16 protein-coding genes are annotated in these 21,171 nt (G+C 64.4%); 10 read left to right on the forward strand and 6 right to left on the reverse strand.

The features are described 5' to 3' along the window. Positions 1 to 73: 73 nt before the first annotated feature. Genes DVR09_RS01410 through DVR09_RS01420 form a run of 3 tightly spaced genes read right to left on the reverse strand, consistent with a single transcriptional unit; the run spans position 74 to position 3,165 of the window. Positions 74 to 1,684 carry a carboxyl transferase domain-containing protein gene (locus DVR09_RS01410; RefSeq protein ID WP_115415348.1) on the reverse strand — a complete coding sequence of 537 codons (1,611 nt, stop codon included), beginning with the start codon at positions 1,682 to 1,684 and terminating at the stop codon, positions 74 to 76. A 9-nt stretch (positions 1,685 to 1,693) separates the two neighbouring features. Beyond that, a complete protein-coding gene (locus tag DVR09_RS01415) occupies positions 1,694 to 1,999 on the reverse strand; it encodes an alkylphosphonate utilization protein (protein ID WP_115415349.1) in 306 nt (101 codons plus the stop codon). Beyond that, the gene (locus tag DVR09_RS01420) at positions 1,996 to 3,165 is read right to left on the reverse strand and encodes an isovaleryl-CoA dehydrogenase (protein ID WP_115415350.1); all 1,170 of its coding nucleotides are present in this window, start codon (positions 3,163 to 3,165) and stop codon (positions 1,996 to 1,998) included. The genes DVR09_RS01415 and DVR09_RS01420 overlap by 4 nt, the downstream gene beginning before the upstream one ends. Positions 3,166 to 3,314: 149 nt before the next feature. On the opposite strand from DVR09_RS01420, the gene DVR09_RS01425 reads away from it, so the two are divergent. The 4 genes from DVR09_RS01425 (at position 3,315) to DVR09_RS01440 (ending at position 7,654) form a co-directional block, all read left to right on the forward strand. After that, the gene (locus tag DVR09_RS01425) at positions 3,315 to 4,841 is read left to right on the forward strand and encodes a sensor histidine kinase (protein ID WP_115415351.1); all 1,527 of its coding nucleotides are present in this window, start codon (positions 3,315 to 3,317) and stop codon (positions 4,839 to 4,841) included. Between the two features lie 70 nt (positions 4,842 to 4,911). Further along, entirely contained in the window at positions 4,912 to 5,358 is a 447-nt protein-coding gene (locus DVR09_RS01430) for a hypothetical protein (RefSeq protein ID WP_115415352.1), read from the forward strand. Further along, the gene (locus DVR09_RS01435; RefSeq protein ID WP_115415353.1) at positions 5,355 to 6,122 is read left to right on the forward strand and encodes an ATP-binding cassette domain-containing protein; all 768 of its coding nucleotides are present in this window, start codon (positions 5,355 to 5,357) and stop codon (positions 6,120 to 6,122) included. Before DVR09_RS01430 ends, DVR09_RS01435 begins: the two co-directional genes overlap by 4 nt. Then, positions 6,119 to 7,654, forward strand: a complete 1,536-nt coding sequence (locus DVR09_RS01440; protein ID WP_115415354.1) for an ABC transporter permease/substrate-binding protein — start codon at positions 6,119 to 6,121, stop codon at positions 7,652 to 7,654. Before DVR09_RS01435 ends, DVR09_RS01440 begins: the two co-directional genes overlap by 4 nt. A 155-nt stretch (positions 7,655 to 7,809) precedes the next feature. Here the strand turns inward: DVR09_RS01440 and DVR09_RS01445 are convergent, their stop codons facing one another. Next, on the reverse strand, positions 7,810 to 8,874 hold the full coding sequence (locus tag DVR09_RS01445; protein WP_234041507.1) for a class I SAM-dependent methyltransferase: 1,065 nt from the start codon (positions 8,872 to 8,874) through the stop codon (positions 7,810 to 7,812). Next, positions 8,871 to 9,734, reverse strand: a complete 864-nt coding sequence (gene lgt, locus DVR09_RS01450) for a prolipoprotein diacylglyceryl transferase (RefSeq protein WP_115415355.1) — start codon at positions 9,732 to 9,734, stop codon at positions 8,871 to 8,873. Before lgt ends, DVR09_RS01445 begins: the two co-directional genes overlap by 4 nt. A 165-nt stretch (positions 9,735 to 9,899) precedes the next feature. Here lgt and DVR09_RS01455 point away from each other — a divergent pair, with 165 nt between their 5' ends. Next, on the forward strand, positions 9,900 to 11,594 hold the full coding sequence (locus tag DVR09_RS01455; RefSeq protein ID WP_115415356.1) for a class I adenylate-forming enzyme family protein: 1,695 nt from the start codon (positions 9,900 to 9,902) through the stop codon (positions 11,592 to 11,594). Further along, complete coding sequence (locus tag DVR09_RS01460; RefSeq protein WP_115415357.1) at positions 11,591 to 14,350, forward strand: [protein-PII] uridylyltransferase; 2,760 nt, start codon at positions 11,591 to 11,593, stop codon at positions 14,348 to 14,350. Before DVR09_RS01455 ends, DVR09_RS01460 begins: the two co-directional genes overlap by 4 nt. Before the next feature lie 156 nt (positions 14,351 to 14,506). Here DVR09_RS01460 and DVR09_RS01465 read toward each other — a convergent pair whose 3' ends face one another. Continuing rightward, a complete protein-coding gene (locus DVR09_RS01465) occupies positions 14,507 to 15,178 on the reverse strand; it encodes a YggS family pyridoxal phosphate-dependent enzyme (RefSeq protein WP_115415358.1) in 672 nt (223 codons plus the stop codon). A gap of 22 nt (positions 15,179 to 15,200) precedes the next feature. On the opposite strand from DVR09_RS01465, the gene DVR09_RS01470 reads away from it, so the two are divergent. The 4 genes from DVR09_RS01470 (at position 15,201) to ald (ending at position 21,081) form a co-directional block, all read left to right on the forward strand. After that, positions 15,201 to 15,776 (forward strand): thiamine phosphate synthase, encoded by a 576-nt coding sequence (locus DVR09_RS01470; protein WP_234041508.1) that lies wholly within the window; start codon positions 15,201 to 15,203, stop codon positions 15,774 to 15,776. A gap of 114 nt (positions 15,777 to 15,890) precedes the next feature. Beyond that, entirely contained in the window at positions 15,891 to 18,227 is a 2,337-nt protein-coding gene (locus DVR09_RS01475; protein WP_115415360.1) for an FtsK/SpoIIIE family DNA translocase, read from the forward strand. An 82-nt stretch (positions 18,228 to 18,309) separates the two neighbouring features. Continuing rightward, on the forward strand, positions 18,310 to 19,887 hold the full coding sequence (locus tag DVR09_RS01480; RefSeq protein ID WP_115417721.1) for a DUF389 domain-containing protein: 1,578 nt from the start codon (positions 18,310 to 18,312) through the stop codon (positions 19,885 to 19,887). A gap of 78 nt (positions 19,888 to 19,965) precedes the next feature. Beyond that, a complete protein-coding gene (gene ald, locus DVR09_RS01485; RefSeq protein ID WP_115415361.1) occupies positions 19,966 to 21,081 on the forward strand; it encodes an alanine dehydrogenase in 1,116 nt (371 codons plus the stop codon). The last annotated feature ends 90 nt before the right edge of the window (positions 21,082 to 21,171 follow it).

Here is a 21,171-nt window from a genome sequence, read left to right on the forward strand (position 1 = left end):
TTTACTCTCCCTCGAACGCAGGCGTAGCAGTTACGTCGGGGAAAGCGATAGGGATGCCGCGGTTTCCCGACGGTTACATCCTGAACACGCCGAATTGCGGCTTCTCCGGAATCGGTGCTTCGAGGCAGGCGGCAAACGCGAGGCCGAGCACATCGCGGGTCTGCGCCGGGTCGATCACGCCATCGTCCCACAGGCGCGCGGTGGCGTAATAGGGATTGCCCTCATCCTCGTATTTCTGGCGGATCGGGGCTTTGAACTCCTCGGCCTGTTCGTCGGTCCAGCTATCGGCGTCGCGGTGAACGGTGGCGAGGACCGACGCGGCCTGCTCGCCGCCCATCACCGAAATGCGCGCATTGGGCCAGGTGAACAGGAAGCGCGGGCTATAGGCGCGGCCGCACATGCCGTAATTGCCCGCGCCGAAGCTACCGCCGATGACGACGGTCACTTTGGGCACGGTCGCGGTGGCGACGGCGGTGACCAGCTTCGCACCATGCTTGGCGATCCCCTCCGCCTCGTATTTCCCGCCGACCATGAAGCCGGAAATATTCTGCAGGAACAGCAGCGGTATGCGGCGCTGGCAGGCAAGCTCGATAAAATGCGCGCCCTTCTGCGCGCTTTCGGAAAACAGCACGCCGTTATTGGCGAGGATCGCCACCGGCATGCCCCAGATATGCGCAAAGCCGCAGACCAACGTGCTGCCGTAATGCTGCTTGAACTCGTGAAATTCGCTGCCGTCGACGAGGCGGGCGATGACCTCGTGCACATCGTAGGGCGCGCGCACATCGTCGGGAATCAGCGCATAGAGATCGTCGGCATCGAATTTCGGCGGGCGCGGATCGCGCAGCTCGATATTCTTCGCCTCGGCACAATTATCGCCGAGATGCGACACGATATCGCGCACGATGGTGAGCGCGTGTTCGTCATTCTCGGCCAGATGATCGACCACGCCGCTTTTCTTGGCGTGGAGATCGCCGCCGCCCAGATCCTCGGCGCTGATTTCCTCGCCCGTCGCCGCCTTCACCAGCGGCGGCCCGGCAAGGAAGATCGTGCCCTGATTGCGCACGATCACCGTCTCGTCGGACATGGCGGGCACGTAAGCCCCGCCCGCCGTGCAGCTCCCCATCACGCAGGCGATCTGCGGGATGCCCAGCGCGCTCATATTGGCCTGGTTGAAGAAGATGCGCCCGAAATGGTCGCGGTCTGGGAAGACCTCGGCCTGGTGCGGCAGGTTGGCCCCGCCGCTGTCGACGAGGTAGATGCAGGGAAGGCGGTTCTCCTGCGCGATCTCCTGCGCGCGCAGGTGCTTCTTGACCGTCATCGGGTAATAGGTGCCGCCCTTCACGGTGGCATCGTTGCACACGATCATCACCTGCCGCCCCGACACGCGCCCGATCCCGGCGATCATCCCCGCGCCGTTGATTTCGTCCTTGCCGTACATGCCATTGGCGGCGAGCTGGCCGATCTCGAGAAACGGGCTGCCCGGATCGAGCAGCCGCTCGACACGCTCACGCGGAAGCAGCTTGCCCCGTCCGACATGCCGCTCGCGGCTTCCTTCGGAGCCACCCAGTGCGGCGGCAGCAACGGTGGAGCGCAAGTCTGCGACGAGCGATGTGTTGTGCTCGAAGCGCGCCTTGGCGTCGGGCGCCTCCCGGTCGAGCGTGGAAGTGAGAACGGGTGCAGTCATTGGTTTGCCCTAACGCTTCTTGACGAATTCGGCACGTAGGACGAGGCCCTTGATGCCGGGATATTTGCAGTCGATTTCCTGCGCATCGCCGGTCAGCCGGATCGACTTGATGAGCGTGCCTTGCTTCAGTGTTTGGCCCGCTCCCTTCACGTTGAGATCCTTGACCAGCGTGACCTGGTCGCCATCCTGCAGCAGGTTGCCAACCGCGTCGCGGACCTCGACATTTTCGGTCGCAGCCTGCTTTGCTGCCAGCTCCGAAGCGGGCATCCACTCGCCACTTTCCTCGTCGTAGACGTAGTCCTCGTCTGCGCTCACCCCGCCGCCCCGATCAGTTCGCGCCCGATCAGCATCCGCCGGATCTCGTTCGTGCCCGCCCCGATATCGAGCAGCTTGGCATCGCGCATGTACCGTTCCACCGGCCAGTCGAGCGTGTAGCCCGCGCCGCCCAGTGCCTGAACGCTTTCAGCGGCCACGCGGAAGGCGTTTTCCGATGCCAGCAGGATCGCGCCGGCCGCATCGAAGCGGGTGGTCTTTTCCGCATCGCAGCTCTTGGCCACGGCATAGGTATAGGCACGCGCCGATTGCAGCGCGACATACATGTCCGCCACCTTGGCCTGCATAAGCTGGAAGCTGCCGATGGGCTTGCCGAACTGCTTGCGCTCGCGAAGGTAGGGGATGACCGTGTCGAGGCAGGCCTGCATCACGCCGAGCTGCAATCCGGCAAGGACCACGCGCTCGTAATCCAGCCCGCTCATCAGCACGCCGACGCCCCCGTTTTCGGGACCCATCACGTTCTCTTCCGGAACGAAGCAATCGTCGAACACGAGCTCGGCCGTGGGCGAGCCGCGCATGCCGACCTTCTCGATCTTCTGGCCGATCGAAAAGCCAACGAAATCCTTCTCTATCAGGAAGGTGGTGATGCCGCGGCTGGCGGCGTCGGGCGAAGTCTTGGCATAGACCACCAGCGTATCGGCGTAAGGCGCGTTGGTGATCCAGAACTTCGTGCCGTTGAGCACATACCCGCCATCGACCTTCTCGGCCTTCGCCTTCATCGAGACGACGTCCGAACCGGCGCCTGCCTCGCTCATCGCCAGGCTGCCCACATGCTCGCCGCTGATGAGCTTCGGAAGGTAATTGGCCTTCTGTTCCGTGTTACCCCAGCGTGCAATCTGGTTGACGCAGAGGTTGGAATGCGCCCCATAGCTGAGGCCCACGCTCGCGCTCGCACGGCTGACTTCCTCGACCGCGATGACATGCTCCAGATAGCCGAGATCGAGCCCGCCATCCTCTTCGCTCACAGTGATGCCGTGCAGGCCCAGCTCGCCCATCTGCTGCCACAGCTCGGACTTCGGGAAGTAATCCTCGCGATCGACCTTGTCTGCCAGCGGAGCGATCTGTTCGTCGGCGAAGCGAGACACGCTCTCGCGGATCATTTCGGCGCTTTCGCCGAGCTGGAAATCGAAATCGGGGGTCGCGCGCATGGTCTCTCCTCAAACGCCTCGCGAAAATCGTATGCGCGCGCCGATAGCGGAGCAGGCGGCACTGGGCAAACCGAATAGGTCGGTGGCGCGCGCATGGCCGTTATATACTTTACGAAATTGGCGCTTGCTCCTAGGCGCTTGCTCCCGAAATGTTTCGCAAGGACAACATCCTGTGGCCGGACGGGCAATCACCCTCCGATGCCCATTGCGACGAGGACAAGCGCCTCGCGATTCTGGCCGCCCACGGCACGAAGGGGCTGGTGGATGATCCGGAATTGCAGGAGATCGTCGACCTCGTCGCGCGGATTTGCGATGCCCCGATCGCGATGGTCACGATGGTCGAAAAGGAGCAGCAGAGCTTCCTGTCCCGCACCGGCCTCGAAGCCCGCGACACTCCCCGCTCGAACAGCTTTTGCGCGCATGCCATGCTGGGGGGGGACCCCATGGTGATACACGATACGCTTGAGGACCGGCGTTTCGCCGACAATCCGCTAGTCGCCGGGCCACCGCATATCCGGTTCTATGCCGGCCACCCGTTGATATCGACTGAAGGCGCCCCGCTCGGCGCATTGTGTATCATCGACACCGTACCGCGCGACCATGGGTTGTCACCACTGCAACGCGAAGCCCTTTCGGTTCTGGCCAAGAGCGTCATGCGACGGATATCCCAGCAGCGGCTGAGCGAGAGCGCCCAGCGAGCACTCGATGTCCGCGAAAGCTATTTGCAGCGCATGATCGACAGCGTACCGGGCATCGCCTGGTCGGCCGACGAAGATGGCAATTTCGATCATGTGAACGCCCAATGGGAGGAGCTGACGGGTCTTCCCAAACCCCGGGTAGCCGCCGACTGGCGCACTGCGATCCATCCCGAGGACTGGCAGGCGACATCGGGCGAGTTCCTGGCCTCGCTCCACAGCGGCGAGCCGTTCGAATATGAATGGCGCTTGAAACTGGCGGATGGCGGCTACCGATGGATGCTGTCACGGGCAGTCCGGGCCGCGGTCGGTCCCGACCGCAAGCGCTGGTTCGGAACGGTGATCGACGTCGATCGCCAGCACCGTCTTTCCGACACGCGCGACCTGCTGGCAAACGAGCTGTCGCACCGGATCAAGAACATCTTCGCCGTCGTCTCCGGCCTTGTCGCGATCCGTTCGCGCGGGAAACCGGAGGTTGCGGAATTCGCGGCGGAGCTCAATCAGGTGATTCGCGACCTGAATACGGCGCACAATTACGTCCGCCCCGATCACGGACCGACGGCGAACACGCTTTCCGGCCTGCTGGCAGACCTGCTTGCGCCCTATGGAACCCCCGGCGAGGAACGGTTCAGTATAAGCGGTCCGGGAATCGCGATCGGACCACGCGCCGCCACGCCGCTGGCGCTGATATTCCACGAACTGGCGACAAATTCCGCCAAATATGGCGCGCTGTCCTGCCCCGAGGGAACCGTGACGGTCGCGGTGGAGGACGATTGCAGCGACACGGGCAATATCTGCGTCACCTGGCGCGAAAATGCGCGAAGCTGCGGCCTACCCGGCGAATCGGATCGCGAGGGCTTCGGTTCGCGCCTGCTGCGCATGGCGGTGGAAGGCCAGCTTGGCGGCACGTTCGAACGCACCTATTCGGACGATGGACTGGACGTGCGCATCGGCTTCCCCCGATCCGCGGTCGATAGCTGACCGGGCACCGCCCTTGAACCGGTCGCCCGCCTGTGCTTTCGCTGACACCATGCGAAGCAAAGGGGAACACATGCGCCGTTTGCCGGTCCTGGCCGTAGCCATAGCGACGCTTGCCGCGTGCTCGCCCGAAGCTGGTGAAAGCAACGAGGCCGCACACGCCCCGCAAGAGGCTATCACACCTTCGGGCGAACCGGCTCCCGACGCATTTTCCGCCACCGCCTGGCGCGCTCTGGCTGCCGATGGCGCGCGCTACACCACATATCTCGACGCCGATGGCACCTATCGCGATTTGCGCAATGGCGATCCCTGGCAGACTGGCAAATGGAGCCATGCCGACAGCCCACAAGGTCGGCTTCTGTGTTTCACGCCCGATCACGACAATGGCGTCGAGCGCTGCTGGGAGCCGGGCCGGATGAGCGATGGCGCCATGCGCGCGGAAAGCGAGACCGGGCATTCGATCGAACTCGAGCGCGTGGAATACAGCCTGCCCCCCGAGGTCGACGAAGAGCCATCATGACCGAAACGCCCGGGGCGCTGCTTCAGCTATGCGACCTGTGCAAGAGCTATGAGACCACCGATGCGGTGTCCGGAGTTTCGCTCGCCATCGCCCGCGGCGAGTTCGTCGCGCTGGTGGGCGCTTCGGGATCGGGCAAGTCGACGCTGCTGAAAACCGTCAACCGGCTGGTCGAGCCGACATCGGGCACCGTGCGCTTCGATGGCGAACCTATCGCGAACCTGCCCCTCGCCGCGCTCCGACACCGAATTGGCTATGTGTTCCAGTCGATCGGCCTGTTTCCCCATATGACCGTGAGCGAAAACATCGCCATCGGCCCGCGGCTGGTCGGCGAAAAGCTGGCGGCCAGGCGGGTCGAAAAACTTCTCGAACTCGTCGATCTCGATCCCGCCATGGCTACCCGCATGCCCGACGAACTGTCCGGCGGACAGCGCCAGCGGGTCGGCGTGGCCCGCGCGCTGGCGAACGAGCCGCAAGTTCTGCTGATGGACGAACCTTTCGGCGCGCTCGACCCGGTTACCCGCGACGCGCTGGGCAATCGCGTCCGCGCGCTCCACGAGAAACTCGGCCTCACGACCGTGATGGTCACACACGACATGGCCGAAGCGCTGCTGCTGGCCGATCGGGTGCTGGTGATGGAGGATGGCAGGATCGTCGCCGACGAAGCCCCGCAAGCTCTGCTCGCCGGGGCGGGGGGCGCAATCGCGCAAGGGCTTGTCGCGGTTCCGCGCGCGCAGGCCGATCGGCTCGCGGAGCTGGCCCGGTGAGCGACATCGGGACCATACTGCTTGGCCTGGGCGACAAGCTGGCAGCGCATGTGCTCCTGTCGGCCGCCGCCATCGCACTGGGCATTGCCGTTGCCCTGCCGCTCGCCATCTGGGCGAGCCGCTCGACCGCCGTGGCGCGCGCGACGCTGGGCTTCGCCAGCCTCGTCCAGACGATTCCCGCCCTCGCGCTTCTGGCATTGTTTTTCCCAATCCTGCTCAGCTTGCGCGCCGTGTTCGGCGAAGGGCTGCCGACGCTCGGCTTTCTGCCCGCGCTGCTCGCCCTGTCGCTCTATGCCCTGCTGCCGATCCTGCGCAATGCGGTGACTGCGCAGACCAATCTCGATCCGGGCGTGATCGAGGCTGCCGACGGCGTGGGCATGACCTTCTGGCAGCGCTTGCGGCTGGTCGAGGCGCCACTGTCCGCGCCCTATATCATGGCCGGAATCCGCACCGCGGCGGTCTGGACAATCGGCGCGGCGACGCTGTCGACCACCATTGGCCAGCCAAGCCTGGGGGATCCGATCTTCGCCGGCTTGCAAACGCAGAACTGGGTGCTGGTGCTGGCCGGATGCCTTGCAAGCGCGGGACTGGCGCTGGTGACCGACGCGCTGCTCGGCACCATCGAAAAAGGCCTGGCCTCGCGGCGCCGCTTCCTGACCTGGGGTGGGTTGGCTACCGTCGCGCTGGGCATCCTCGCGGCGCTGGCCATACAGGCCGGTGAAGGCAGGGACGATCGCATCGTGATCGGCGCGAAGGGATTTTCCGAACAGTACATTCTCGCACGGCTGATCGGGCAGCGGCTGGAGGCAACGGGCTATGCGGTCGACTATCGCGACGGGCTGGGCTCGGCTGTCGCGCACCGTGCGCTTTCCACCGGCGCGATAGATGTGCTCGTCGATTACACCGGCACGATCTGGACCAACGAAATGGGGCGCAGCGACAATCCCGATCGCGACACCATGCTCGCCGAGATCGTCGAATGGGAGGACCGCACCAGTGGAACGCGAGTCCTCGGTCGGCTGGGATTCGAAAATGCCTACGGTCTCGCCATGCCGCGCACCGCCGCCGAAGCGGGCGGATTCGAAACCATCGGCGATCTCGCCCCGCGCGCGCAGAGCATGTCCATTGGCGGCGACCCGGAATTCTTCGAACGGCCCGAATGGATCGCGGTGCGCAAAGCCTACGGGCTCCGCTTTGGCGAGCGACGCAATTTCTCGCCCACCTTCATGTATAACGCGCTCAAATCCGGCGAGGCGGACGTGATCGGGGCCTATACATCCGACGGGCGGATCGCAGCCGACGATCTCGTTTTTCTCGACGATCCCGAACGCGCCTTTCCGAACTATGATGCAATTGTCCTGCTCAGCCCGGAAGCGAGCGAAGACGAGGGCATCGCCGCAGCCCTGTCCCCGCTGGTGGGCGCGATCGACGTCGCGGCGATGCGCGAGGCCAATCTCTCGGTTGATCGCGACGAAGACAAGCTCACCTTCGAGGAGGCCGCGCACAGGCTGGCGAAACGCATCGGCCTGTGACCTAGCGCGCCCTGCGCCATAGCTGCGTCCGCTCGCTGGCGCCGATCTGGACGACACCATCCCGTTCCGCAGTCACCCAGCGTCCTCGATCGGTTCGGCGAAAGCCAGCGGTGTTGCGGCGAGCGAAAGGGCGGGGCGCGCGATCAGGCGCTTCATCATTCGGGTTTCCTCCGCTGACCTTCGGGAAAGCCCGCACCGCGCGGCCAGTCGCGCGCGGTCAGCGCCATGCATTTGAACACATCGCCCATCGCGTCGGGCTGGACCAGCCGGTCGTGCGCCAGCCGAATATCCTCGGCGCGGGCGGGCGATGCTTTCGCGAGAGCCTGCGCGCGCAGGCCGATGCCCATCGCGGTGAGCCATGCGCCCTGCGTCGTGAGCGAGCTGGCCACACCTTCCCGCCGAGCAATCGCATCGAGCGTGGCGAAATCGACATGCGCGCTCAGGTCCATCTCTCCCGGCGCGTCGAACACATCGCATTTCTCATGCGCCTTGACCGCCTGCAAGGTCGACCCGGTTCGCGGTGCCAGATGGCCATAATCGATAAACAGCGCCGCCCCGCCCTGAACGTCGAGCCGCAGGGCCAGCGCCTCGATCAACGCCGCCGCCGCCGGACAGGTTTCGATGACCGTATCGGGCTGTGCGGCTCGCTGATTGTCCGGCACCGCCTCGGTCATCGGATTGGGGCCGGACACAAAGGCGAACTCGCCCCCCTCCAGCCCGACCATGCGCTCGCGCCAACCCTGGGCGGTCATTACCAATTGACGAATCGGGAGCGCGTCGAGGAATTCATTGGCGAGCAGGAAAAGCGGGCGATCCTCCGGCAGCGTATCGATCGAATCGTGGAACCGCGCACCGGCCAGAGTGCCGCCCTGGATCTTGCGCAGTGCTTCCGATCCTTCGACCAGATGCACCTCGGGCCGCAGACCCTGGCTGGCCATGGCGCGCAGCGCATCCCTGGCCAGCGTCCCGCGGCCCGGACCCAATTCGACATAGATCGCGTCGGCCGGACGGCCTGCACGCACCCAGATATCGGCCAGCCACAGCCCGGCCATCTCGCCGAACATCTGGCTGATCTCGGGCGCGGTGGTGAAATCGCCGCCCGCCCCCAAGGGATCGCGCGAAGTGTAATAGCGCGCATTGCTCTCGCCCATATAGCGCGACACGGGCATCGCCCCCGTGGCCTCGATCAACCGGCGGAAGCTGTCCGCAAGCCCGGTCATGCCGCCGTTGACTTTGCTCCGTTCACCGGCTTGCGCGTCAGGCTATAGACCACGAACGCAATGCCGAGCGCGATCATCGGCAGGCTGAGCCATTGGCCGCGCGAGAGACCGGTTTCGATAACCACATTGGCAAGATGAGCATCGGGTTGGCGGAAGAATTCGTTGACGAGGCGGCCCAGCCCCATGCCGGCAGTGAACACGCCGACCAGCAGGCCGACGCGATACCGCGCCTTGGTTTTCCAGAACAGCAGCATCATCACGATGCCCAGCAGCAGCCCTTCGAGGCCCGCCTGGTAGAGCTGGCTCGGATGACGGGCGACGTCGCCGCCATCGGGAAAGACCATCGCCCAGGGCACGTTGCTCTCGACCGCGCGACCCCACAATTCGCCATTGATGAAATTGGCGATGCGACCCGGAAAATAGGCGAAGGGCACCGACACAGCGACGTAATCGCTCACCCTCAGGAAGGCGAGCTGGTTGCGCCACGATACCCAGAGGATCGCGAGCACCACGCCGATCAGCCCGCCGTGGAAGCTCATTCCCCCTTCCCACAGCTTGAGCATGTCGAGCGTTCCGAAAAGGTCGGGCCTATAAAATGCGACATAGCCCATGCGCCCGCCGAGGATCACGCCCAGCGTGCCATAGAAGAACAGGTCGTCAGCATGGCGCTGCGCCAACGGGGCGCCGGGGCCCTTGATCATCTTCGACAGGTGCCAATAGGCGAACAGGATGCCGACGAGATAGGCGAGCGAATAGAAGCGCAGCTGGAAACCGCCGATCTCGAACAGATAGGGCCTGAGGCCGAGATTTTCCCAGTAGATCGGTTCTGCCGCGCCCGATGCAGCCAGTAGTGACAGCAAGTCGTATTCCCCTTAGAGGTGTGTCCAAGGCCGCGACCGGCGACCCATCGGGAGCGGCTTTTGGCATAGCAGGGGTTTTGGGGAAAGCCTGCGTCGAGCCGCAATTCATGCGCGAGCCTCGAACATGAGGCCGTGCGCCGTATTGGAGAGGACACGAAACAACCCATGCCGACACAACTCGATCAGGATATCGACCGGATCACGAAGGCCGTGACCGCGCCCGGCCAGATGTTCGAGCTCACAGAAGTCACCCGCCGCGGCGTGACCATGCCCGCCTTCAAGAACGCCCCGCCCAGCGTCGTCCATTACTTCGCGCATTTCTGCAACGAGAAGAAGGACGAGACCTTCCTTGTCGAAGGCGACCAGCGGATGACCTTCGGCGAGGTCTGGCATGCCGCCACGCATGTAGCCCACAGCCTGGCCACCGAGCATGGCATCGAGAAGGGCGACCGCGTCGGCATCGCCGCGCGCAATTCGTCCAACTGGATCGTCGCCTATATGGGCATTCTGATGGCCGGCGGCTGCGCAACGCTGCTCAACGGCTGGTGGACGGGCGAGGAGCTCGCTTATGGAATCAAGCTTTGCGAATGCAAGCTGGTGCTGGCCGATCCGCAGCGTGCCGCACGTCTCGAAGATGAAGACCACCCGGCGAGGGTCATCGTGTTCGACCATGGCGTTCCCGCCCAAGGCCTTGCCTCGGTATGGGCCGCAGGCGACACGGCGATGAAGATGCTCGGCCAGATCGGGCCTGACGATCTGGCAACCATCCTCTACACGTCGGGATCGACCGGCCACCCCAAGGGGGCCTATTCGGACCATCTCGGGGTCGTCTCGGGCACGATGAACTACGTCTGCCAGACCGCGATGATGCTGCAATTGCTGACCGAACGGGGCGAGGCTCCCACGGTCCAGCCATCCGCTCTGGTCGCGGTACCGCTGTTCCATGTGACCGGCGAGGTCCCGCTGTTCCTTCAGAGTTTCGCCATGGGCCGCAAGCTGGTGCTCATGCCCAAGTGGGATGCGACCGAAGCGCTGCGCCTGCTGGCCGAGGAACAGATCACCTATTTCGTCGGCGTTCCGCTGATGAGCTACGAGATCGCGGTCCATCCCGAGCGCGAGAAATATGACCTGTCGCAATGCAAGACCTTTGCCGGTGGCGGCGCGGCGCGGCCCATCGAACACGTCAAGAAGATCAAAGACGCCTTTCAGGACGGCTATCCGGTTTTGGGTTACGGCCTGACCGAAACCAACGGCGTGGGCGCGGGCAATCTCAACGAGAACTATCTCGCCAAGCCCAGCAGCACGGGCATGCCCTCGCTCCCGCTGGTCGACATGGCGATACTCGACGATGACGGTACACCGCTGGAACAGGGTGTGATCGGCGAGGTTTCGATCCGTTCGGTGTGCAACTTCCTTGGCTATTGGAAGGACGAGGACGCGACCAGGGCCGCCTATTCGGACGAGGCCTATTTCCGTACCGGCGATCTCGGCTATCTCGACGAAGACAATTACCTGTTCATCGTCGACCGCAAGAAGGACATCATCATCCGCGGCGGCGAGAATATTTCCTGCCTCGAGGTGGAAGAGGCGATCTACGCGCATCCTGCGGTTGCGGAATGTTCGGTCTTCGGCCTGCCCGACGAACGCTTCGGCGAAATTCCGGCCGCCGTCTATCACACGCATGAGGGAAGGGACCTCACGCCCGAGGACCTGCAGGAATTCCTGCATGAGCACATCGCCGCTTTCAAGGTTCCGACGATCATGTGGCGCAGCGAGGAACAATTGCCGCGCCTGGGCACCCAGAAGGTCGACAAGCGCACAGTCAAAGCGACCTTTGCCAAGGAGCATCTCGCCGCTTGAGCCTGGCCCGTATCCCCCGACAACGCGCGATCATCGACAGGCGCAAGCTTGCCTCCGCGATCGAAAGCCTTGTCGCGGAGCATGGCGACAAGGCGCGCCCGCAGATCGTCGACCTGCTCAAGACCGCTCTCAACGAAGGGCGGACGGAGCTTGCACGACGTCTGGAGGACAAGCCATCCGCCGGGCATGAGAATGCGGGCGGATTCGCGTTCCTGATCGACCAGCTGATCCGGGTGATCCACGATCACGCGACCGCCCATCTCTATCCCAGCGCGAACCGTTCGCAGGCCGAGCGGCTCGCAGTCATGGCGGTGGGCGGGTATGGGCGCTCCGAAATGTCGCCGCATTCGGATGTCGACATCGCCTTCCTGGTAGGCGGCCGGAAAACCGCCTGGTGCGAACAGGTGGTCGAGGCGATGCTCTACCTCCTATGGGACCTGGGCCTGAAGGTCGGCCATTCCACGCGCACGCTCGATGAGGCGATGCGGCTGGCGAAGGGCGACCTCACCATCCGCACCGCGCTGCTCGAGGGGCGCTATGTCTGGGGCGATCAGGGCCTTTACGATGAAGGATCGCGGCGGTTCACCATGGAGGTGGTACGCGGCAATGAACGGGCCTTCGTTACCGAGAAGCTCGCCGAACGCGACGCCCGCCACAAGCGGATGGGCGACAGCCGCTATGTCGTCGAACCCAATGTGAAGGACGGCAAGGGCGGCCTGCGCGACCTCCACACGCTCTACTGGATCGGCAAGTTCATCCACCGCGTGCGCACTGCGTCCGAACTGGTCGATGTCGGGCTGTTCACCCGCGCGGAATATCGCAGTTTTCGCAAAGCGGAGAACTTCCTCCTCGCGGTGCGCAGCCACATGCATGTGATTACCGGCCGCGCCGAGGACCGGCTGACCTTCGACCTCCAGCGCCGTATCGCGGAACGGATGAACTTCGCCGAGCGCCCGGGCAAGAGCGCGGTCGAGCGCTTCATGCAGTTCTATTTCCTGCAGGCGAAGCGCGTCGGCTCGCTCACCGGCGTGTTTCTGGCGCATATCGACGAGCAGTTCGAAGCCAAGACTGCCCGACGCGGATTTTTCGCCGGGTGGAAAGCCAGGTCGCGGCAGATCAAGGGCTACCGCGTCCATGGCGGCAAGATCGGCGCGCCATCGGACGACTGGTTCAAGCGAAGTCCGGTGCGGCTGATCGAAATCTTCCAGCTGGCAGAAGCGGAAGGGCTGGAAATTCATCCCGAAACCATGCGGCAGGCGAACCGCGATAGCGGCTTGATCGACAACGCGATCCGCGAAGACGAGCGCGCCAATGCGCTGTTCCTCGATCTGCTGTGCGGTCGGAACGATCCCGAAACAGTGCTGCGCTGGATGAACGAAGCGGGCGTGTTCGGGAAATTCGTGCCCGATTTCGGCAAGGTCAACGCACAGATGCAGTTCGATATGTACCACCATTACACGGTGGACGAACACACAATCCGCGCGATCGGCCTGCTGAACCGCATCGAGAAGGGTGAACTGGCCGACGACCATCCGCGCGCCACGCGGCTGATCCACAAGGTCGGCTCGCGCCGCGTCGCCTATGTCGCCGCGCTACTGCACGATATCGCCAAGGGGCGCGGGGGCGACCATTCGGTGCTGGGTGCCGAAGTCGCTCGCGAACTTTGCCCTCGGTTCGGGCTGACCGAGAGCGAAACCGAGATGGTCGCCTGGCTGGTGCTCAATCACCTGCTGATGAGCCACACCGCGCAGAAGCGCGATCTGACCGATCCCAAGACGATCGAGGATTTCGTGGCGCAGGTACAGAGCGCCGAGCGGCTGCGCCACCTCGCCATTCTGACGGCAGTCGATATCCGCGCGGTGGGTCCGGGTACCTGGAATAGCTGGAAGGGCCAGCTTCTGGGCGAACTTTACGATATATCGAGCGAGCGGCTTCGTCTCGGCCATATGCGTCATGGCCGCGAGCAGACGATCGCCCATAAGCAGGCCGAGGTGGTTGAACTGCTGGACGCCGAGGCCGGACTGGTCGAGAATCTGGCCGAGACGATGGGGGATGCTTACTGGATCGCGGAGCCGCCCGACATCATCGCGCTCAATCTCGTCCATTATTCCGCCGCGCGCGAGCAGGAACACGAGCTGTCGATCCACTGCGAATATTACGAGGCACGTGGCGCGACACTGGTGACGGTGATCGCCGCGGACCACCCCGGCCTGTTCTATCGCATAGCCGGGGGTATCCATCTGGCGGGCGGAAACATCATCGATGCACGCATCCACACCACGCGCACCGGCTGGGCACTCGACAATTTCCTTGTTCAGGACCCGCATGGCGATCCCTTTGCCGAAGAGGGGCAGCTCGAACGGCTCAAGACCAGCATCGCCGATGCGCTGGCCAACAAGGTCGATCTCGCCCCGCGCCTGGCGCAGCGCCCGCTGGCACACAGCCGCGCGCGCGCCTTCGACGTCGCACCGCGCGTGCTGTTCGACAACAAGGCCTCGAACCGCTTCACGGTGATCGAAGTGAATGCCCGTGATCGCCCGGCGCTGCTGAACCGGCTGGCCCGGGCGCTGTTCGAAAGCCGGCTGGTGGTCCATTCCGCCCATATCACCAATTATGGCGAGCGCGCGGCCGACACGTTCTACGTGACCGACCTGACCGGAGGAAAGCTGGAGCCGGGCGAGCGGATGAACCGCATCGAAGCGCGCCTGATCGAAGCCGCCAGCGACGCCACGCAGGACCGGCTGGAAAACGCGTAATTTATCGTCCTGCCGCTTCGCTACTTGAGGGCGGGGATTTTCCTCCCCCCTATCGCTTCGCTGCTTGAGGGCGAGGGATCTTCCTCCCCCTACCGCTTCGCTACTTGAGGGTGGGGGATCCTCCTCCCCCTACCGCTTCGCTACTTGAGGGTGGGGCTAGGCGGGTTTGCCGCGCTCTCCGAACAGGGCCGTGCCCACGCGCACATGCGTCGCGCCTAGCCTGATCGCGGTTTCGTAATCCCCGCTCATGCCCATGCTGCGGCCATCCAGCCCATGATCGCGGGCAAGCTTGTCGAGGAAGGCGAAGAAGGGCGCGGGCTCGATATCGAAGGGCGGAATGCACATCAGGCCTGCCACCGGGATATCGGCGCCTTGCGCCTGTTCGAGCAATGCAGGCAGCTCGGCGACCGGGCAGCCGCCCTTCTGGTCTTCCTCGCCGACATCGACCTGCACGAAACACGGCACACGTTTGCCGAGCTTGTCCATCGCCTTGGCGAGCGCCTTCACCAAACTAGGCCGATCGAGTGAGTGGATCACGTCGAACAATGCCACGGCGTCCTCCGCCTTGTTCGATTGCAATTGGCCGATGAGGTGTAGTTGCACCGACGGATGCGCCTCGCGCAGCGCGGGCCATTTGCCTTGCGCTTCCTGCACCCGATTCTCGCCGAAATGGCGCTGGCCTTCGCGCAGCAACGGCTCGATCGCCTCTGCCGGATGCGTCTTGCTGACCGCGATCAGCGTGACCTCCGAGGGTTCGCGGTGAGCGATCTTGCAGGCCTTGACGATATTCGCCTGCACCTTCTGAAGCGGAGTCTCTGCCTTTTCCATCACGCCGCGCTATACCGTGTGCGTGACACGAAACCAGTCCCTCCCCCTATTGTGGTTGCTTAGCGACCAGCGCAACGATGCGGGGCTGGAGGGCGCGCTGCGCGCATTGCCGAGAGGATCCGGCTTCGTATTCCGCCACTATCACCTCGATCCTGCGGCCCGGCGCGCCCGTTTCGACGAACTGGCCGATCTGGCGCGCCAATTGGGGCATATGGTAATTCTGTCCGGCGAGGAGGACTGGGGGGCGGATGGATGTTACGGCGTTCCCGAGCGCCTTGGGCAAGGGCTGCGCCTCGCCACGGCGCATGATGGAAAAGAGCTTCAGGACGCCATCGCCGCGCGGGCGGACGGCATTTTCCTCTCGCCGGTCTTTCACACGGCCTCGCATCCGGGCGGTGCGACCCTCGGCGTGCACGGCTTCCATGTTCTCGCGCAGCAATCGCCGGTCCCGGTCATCGCTCTGGGCGGCATGACCCACGATCGAGCCCGCGAACTCGATTGGCCACGCTGGGGCGCGATCGACGGACTCGGTTCATCTCCGACCGAAGGGAAGCAAGGGCGACCCCCCGCCCGCGGCGACTGCAAGGAGCGAGGATAGCCAAGTGAGCGGATGCGAACGTCGGCGCTTGAGGCGAACCGAAACAGACGCCGCTTGACCTCGGAGTCCCCGAGGATTCATACTGTGCGCTCTCGACGGATCAGGGGAACCCACATGGCTTCGCGCGCAAGCGCAGCACCCGATTGGCGCGCGGCCTTCCGCCGCTCCTTCCGCCGCGCCACGCATATGGCCGGCGCGGGGCTGCTGTTCATGCTGCTCGTCTTTCTGACGCTGTCACTGGCAAGCTACACGCAGACCGACCCCAGTCCCTCGACCGCTGCCAGCGGCGAGGATATCCGCAACTGGATGGGCGCCAGCGGTGCCTGGGCCAGCGAACGCGCGCTCAATTTCCTCGGCCTTCCGGCAGTGCTGCTGTTACCCCTGCTCTACATCTCCGCCCGCAGGCTGTGGTCCGGGGTCGAGCAGGAGGAAGAGGAAGCAACACCGGGCCGCTGGTGGGGGCCTTTCGCCATGCTGCTGGCCGCCATCGTGCTGCTCGGCACGGTGCTCGCGCTGATGGTCGATCCGGCGACCGGCAACCTGCCCGCCGGGGTCGGCGGCCTGTTCGGCCAGCTCGGCGGCTTGTCGATCGAGGCGGTGGCCGAACGCTTCGGCGGCGATTTCGCCGGTTGGATCGTGCTGGCGCTCGCGCTGGTGGCGCTGGGCGGCGGGATCGCGCTGGTCACCCGCGTCTTCGCGATCGACTGGGCGCAGTTCCTCACCCTGCCCGATTTCGTCAAGCGCAAGGCGCGACTGCCCGAACTCGACCTGCCACTGGGGCCAAAGAAACAGAAACCTGCCAAGCAGCCGCTGGGAGATGAGGAAGATCCCGAACCGGTCGCCATGCGCGAGCCGCGCCGGGCGCCCGAGATCGCCGATCCCGCGCCTACTCCGGCGCAGCCCAAGCCGGCCAAGGCGAAGCAGCGCGATATGTTCGCCAACTACCAGTTGCCGAGCCACGACCTGCTCGACGACGCGCCCGACAGCGCCGCGCCGAAGCTCGACAAGATGGCGCTCGAACGCAATGCGCGCCTGCTCGAAAACGTGCTCGACGATTTCAACGTCAAGGGCGAGATCACCGCCGTACGCGCCGGCCCCGTGGTGACCATGTACGAGCTTGAGCCTGCGCCCGGCATCAAGGCCAGCCGCGTCGTCGGTCTGGCCGAGGATATCGCGCGCAATATGTCCGCGATCTCCGCGCGCGTCTCGCCCATTCCGGGCAAGACCGTGATCGGGATCGAACTGCCCAATGCCGACCGCCAGATGGTCAGCTACAAGCAGCTCGCCAATTCCGCCGCCTTCGTCGATAGCCGGGGCAGCCTGCCGATGATTCTCGGCAAGGATATTGCCGGCGAGCCGATCGTGGCCGACCTTGCCGCCATGCCCCATCTGCTGGTCGCGGGTACGACGGGTTCTGGTAAATCGGTCGGCCTCAATGCGATCCTGCTGTCGCTGCTCTATCGCTTCACGCCCGACGAATGCCGGTTGATCCTGATCGATCCCAAAGTGCTCGAATTGAAGAGCTACGACGACATTCCGCATCTCCTCAGTCCGGTGGTTACCGAACCGCACAAATCGGTCCGCGCGCTCAAATGGGCGGTGGAGGAGATGGAAAAACGCTATCGCATGATGAGTAGCGTGAACTCGCGCAACATCGCGGGCTTCAACGAAAAGGTGAAAAAGGCGGCCGAGAAGGGCAAGCCGCTCGGCCGCCGGGTGCAGACCGGCTTCGATCCCGAGACCGGCGAGGAACTCTACGAGGAAGAGCAGCTCGATTACGAGCCGCTGCCGCTGATCGTGCTGATCGTCGACGAGCTGGCCGACCTCATGGTCACGGTCGGCAAGGAAATCGAGGTGCTGATCCAGCGCCTGTCGCAGAAATCGCGCGCCGCCGGCATCCATTTGATCATGGCGACGCAGCGCCCCAGCGTCGATGTCATCACCGGCGTCATCAAGGCCAACCTGCCCACCCGCATCAGCTTCAAGGTGACCAGCCGGATCGACAGCCGCACGATCCTGGGCGAACAGGGCGCCGAGCAGCTGCTGGGCAAGGGCGACATGCTCTACAAACCCAATACCGGCGCGATGATCCGCGTGCACGGGCCGTTCGTATCGGACGAGGAAGTCGAACGAGTGGCCGATCACTGGCGCGCGCAGGGCAAACCGGATTATGTCGACGCGGTGACCGAGGAACCCGAGGACGGCGGCTTCAATTTCGAGGACGAATTCACCGCTTCGGACAATCCCGACGAGCGCAAATACCGCCAGGCCTGCCAGATCGTGATCGAGAACCAGAAAGCCTCCGGCTCCTGGCTGCAACGCCAGATGGGCGTCGGATACAACACTGCGGCGAAATGGATCGAGCGAATGGAAGCCGAGGGTCTGGTCGGCCCCGCCAACCATGTCGGTCGCCGCGAAATCTTCCGCGACCAGGACGGCAATCCGATCTAGCCCCTGGCTGCAGCACCAGCAATCGGCGCGCACCGCAAATTTGGCACGACTTCCGCGCTTTATGCCGCTAAGCCGCGCGGCCATGGCTACCGTGACAGACACTGCTGCCAGCGCCCCGCCCCCGAAAGAAACGGATGGTGACGGCCAGGCCAAGCGCCGTCCTATCAGCCGCTGGACGATCCTGCGCGCGCTGGCCGAGATGCGCATGTGGTGGCGCGACGGGGTGATCGCCGATCTCGACCATGTCGCCACCATCGAACGGGTGCGCGGCGAATCGCTGCTCACCAGCCGCTATATCTTCATGACCGCGATGAGCGCCGGGATCGCCATACTCGGCCTGTTGCTGTCCTCGCCCGCAGTGGTCATCGGCGCCATGCTGCTCTCGCCGCTGATGAGCCCGATCATCGGCACCGGATTTTCGCTGGCGACGGGAGATGCCAACTGGCTGAGGCGCTGCGGGAAGGCACTGGCCGCAGGCTCGCTGTTCGCAATCCTGTTCTGCGCCCTGATCGTATTCCTTTCGCCTTTGCAGACGGTGACCGAGGAAATCGCCTCGCGCACCCGGCCGAACCTGTTCGATCTGCTGGTGGCGCTGTTTTCGGCGCTGGCAGGCTCCTATGCAGTGATCCGCGGGCGCGAGGGCACGATCGTGGGCGTGGCCATTGCCACCGCCTTGATGCCGCCGCTCGCCGTGGTCGGCTTCGGTCTGGCAACGTTCAACTGGACGGTGTTCGCCGGCGCGTTGGGCCTGTTCATCACCAACCTGGTGACCATCGGCCTCACCGCTGCGGTCATGGCACGCCTTTATGGCTTCCAGTCGGGTGTGACGAACCGTCAGGGAAGGTTGGCATCGATCATCATCCTGACGGTGTTCGTCGCCATGGCCATACCGCTCGGCTTTTCGTTACGGACAATCGCCTGGGAGGCGAATGGGCAGCGAATCGTAAACCACGAGGTTTCCGAAGCCTTCACCAATCGCGCGCGGGTGGAACAGCCGGTCGTCAACTGGGATACCGATCCGGTGACGGTATCGGCCAGCGTGTTCACACCCGAATTCAACGCCGATGCCGATACAGAAGTGGCACGTCGACTGGAGCAACGGCTGGGGCGCGCCGTCGTCGTCAATATCGACCAGTTCCAGGTCGGCACCGATCCTGGCGCGGCGGAACAGGCGGCACTGGCCCGCGCCCGCGCCCGCGAAGCCGCGGAGGCCAGCGAACGCCAGATCGCCGCCTTGGCGCGCAGTCTGGCGCTGATCGCGGGGGTCGAGCGCAAGGATGTCCTGCTCGACCGCGAGAACAAGCGCGCCCAAGCCACCGCGCAACCGCTCGAAGGGCTGACCCTGGCGGGCTATCGTGAATTGGAGCGCAGGCTCGAACGCACGGTACCCGGCTGGACGGTCGAATTGCGGCCTCCCCTTACCGCATTGCCCGAAGTGACGGTGGGCGAGGATGGCCTCGATGCCGAGAATGCCACGCGGCTGGCGCTGATCGGCTGGGCAGCGAAGCGCACCGGCTTGCGCATTACCCTTTCCGGCAGCGACGAGGCGCTCCACGAGCTGAATGCGGTGCTTGGAGAGGACGCCCGCTTCGTCGACACGCGCAGCGAGGGCCAAGGCAATGCGGTGAGCGCCGCCTGGTCGACCACGACCGCCCGTTAAACCGACAGGGATAGCGGCGGGCTTGCCCGCGCCTGGTTGCAGTTGTAACGGGCGGGCGCACATTAAGGAGTCCTCCCCATGCTCATCGGCAGCCCCAAGGAAATCAAGAATCACGAATACCGCGTGGGCCTGACGCCCGAGAGCGCGAAAGAACTCGTCATGCAGGGGCATGAGGTGTGGATCGAGACCGAGGCGGGCTGCGGCATCGATGCGACTGACGAGCAATATGTCGCCGCCGGCGCTAAGATCGTCGACGGGCCTGACGCGATCTTCGCCGAATGCGAGATGGTGGTGAAGGTCAAGGAGCCGCAGGCGGTCGAGCGCAAGAAGCTGCGCGAGGGCCAGATCCTCTACACCTATCTCCACCTCGCTCCCGATCCGGAGCAGACCAAGGACCTTGTCGACAGCGGTGTCACCGCCATCGCTTACGAGACCGTCACCGGTCCGCGCGGCCAGCTTCCGCTCTTGAAGCCGATGAGCCAGGTCGCCGGGCGAATGAGCGTGCAGGCGGGCGCGACCGCGCTCGAAAAGGCGCATGGCGGGCGCGGCGTCCTGCTGGGCGGCGTGCCGGGCGTGATGCCGGGCAAGGTCGTGGTGATCGGCGGCGGCGTGGTCGGCTTCAACGCCGCGCAGATGGCGGTCGGCCTCGGTGCGGACGTCACCATCCTCGACCGCGATCCCGAAGTTCTGGAAAAAGTCGGCACCCATTTCGAAGCGCGCGCGAGCACGCGCTTTTCCAACGCCGCCAATCTCCATGACGCCGTGTGCAATGCGGATCTCGTCATCGGCGCGGTGCTGATCCCAGGTGCTGCGGCCCCCAAGCTGGTGACGCGCGACATGCTCAAGGATATGCAGAAAGGCGCGGTGCTGGTCGATGTCGCGATCGACCAGGGCGGCTGTTTCGAAACATCGAAGCCGACCACGCATGCCGATCCAACCTATGTGGTCGACGACATCGTCCATTACTGCGTCGCCAACATGCCGGGCGCGGTAGCGCGTACAAGCACCTATGCGCTCAACAACGTCACCCTGCCGCATGCGCTGCGTATCGCGCGGATGGGCTGGAAGGATGCGCTGGCTGCCGATCCGCACCTTGCCGAAGGCCTCAATGTTCACAAAGGCGAAGTAACTTATGAAGCGGTCGCCAGCGAGCTTGGCTACGACTATCGGCCGGTGGCGGAGCTCACCCGGTAATTCATGGTTACGGTGATATAAGCCGGCGTTAACGCTTTGGCTTTATCGTGGGTGCGTGAAACGCATCCCTCGCGTCGTCTGGCTGCAAGC

The organism is Erythrobacter aureus (assembly GCF_003355455.1).
In the GTDB taxonomy this organism is placed as follows: domain Bacteria; phylum Pseudomonadota; class Alphaproteobacteria; order Sphingomonadales; family Sphingomonadaceae; genus Qipengyuania; species Qipengyuania aurea.

Coding starts and splice junctions, on each gene's coding strand:
- DVR09_RS01410 (WP_115415348.1), bottom strand. CDS start 1,684: ATGACTGCACCCGTTCTCACTTCCACGCTCGACCGGGAGGCGCCCGAC.
- DVR09_RS01420 (WP_115415350.1), bottom strand. CDS start 3,165: ATGCGCGCGACCCCCGATTTCGATTTCCAGCTCGGCGAAAGCGCCGAA.
- DVR09_RS01425 (WP_115415351.1), top strand. CDS start 3,315: ATGTTTCGCAAGGACAACATCCTGTGGCCGGACGGGCAATCACCCTCC.
- DVR09_RS01430 (WP_115415352.1), top strand. CDS start 4,912: ATGCGCCGTTTGCCGGTCCTGGCCGTAGCCATAGCGACGCTTGCCGCG.
- DVR09_RS01435 (WP_115415353.1), top strand. CDS start 5,355: ATGACCGAAACGCCCGGGGCGCTGCTTCAGCTATGCGACCTGTGCAAG.
- DVR09_RS01445 (WP_234041507.1), bottom strand. CDS start 8,874: ATGACCGGGCTTGCGGACAGCTTCCGCCGGTTGATCGAGGCCACGGGG.
- DVR09_RS01455 (WP_115415356.1), top strand. CDS start 9,900: ATGCCGACACAACTCGATCAGGATATCGACCGGATCACGAAGGCCGTG.
- DVR09_RS01465 (WP_115415358.1), bottom strand. CDS start 15,178: ATGGAAAAGGCAGAGACTCCGCTTCAGAAGGTGCAGGCGAATATCGTC.
- DVR09_RS01475 (WP_115415360.1), top strand. CDS start 15,891: ATGGCTTCGCGCGCAAGCGCAGCACCCGATTGGCGCGCGGCCTTCCGC.
- DVR09_RS01480 (WP_115417721.1), top strand. CDS start 18,310: ATGGCTACCGTGACAGACACTGCTGCCAGCGCCCCGCCCCCGAAAGAA.
- ald (WP_115415361.1), top strand. CDS start 19,966: ATGCTCATCGGCAGCCCCAAGGAAATCAAGAATCACGAATACCGCGTG.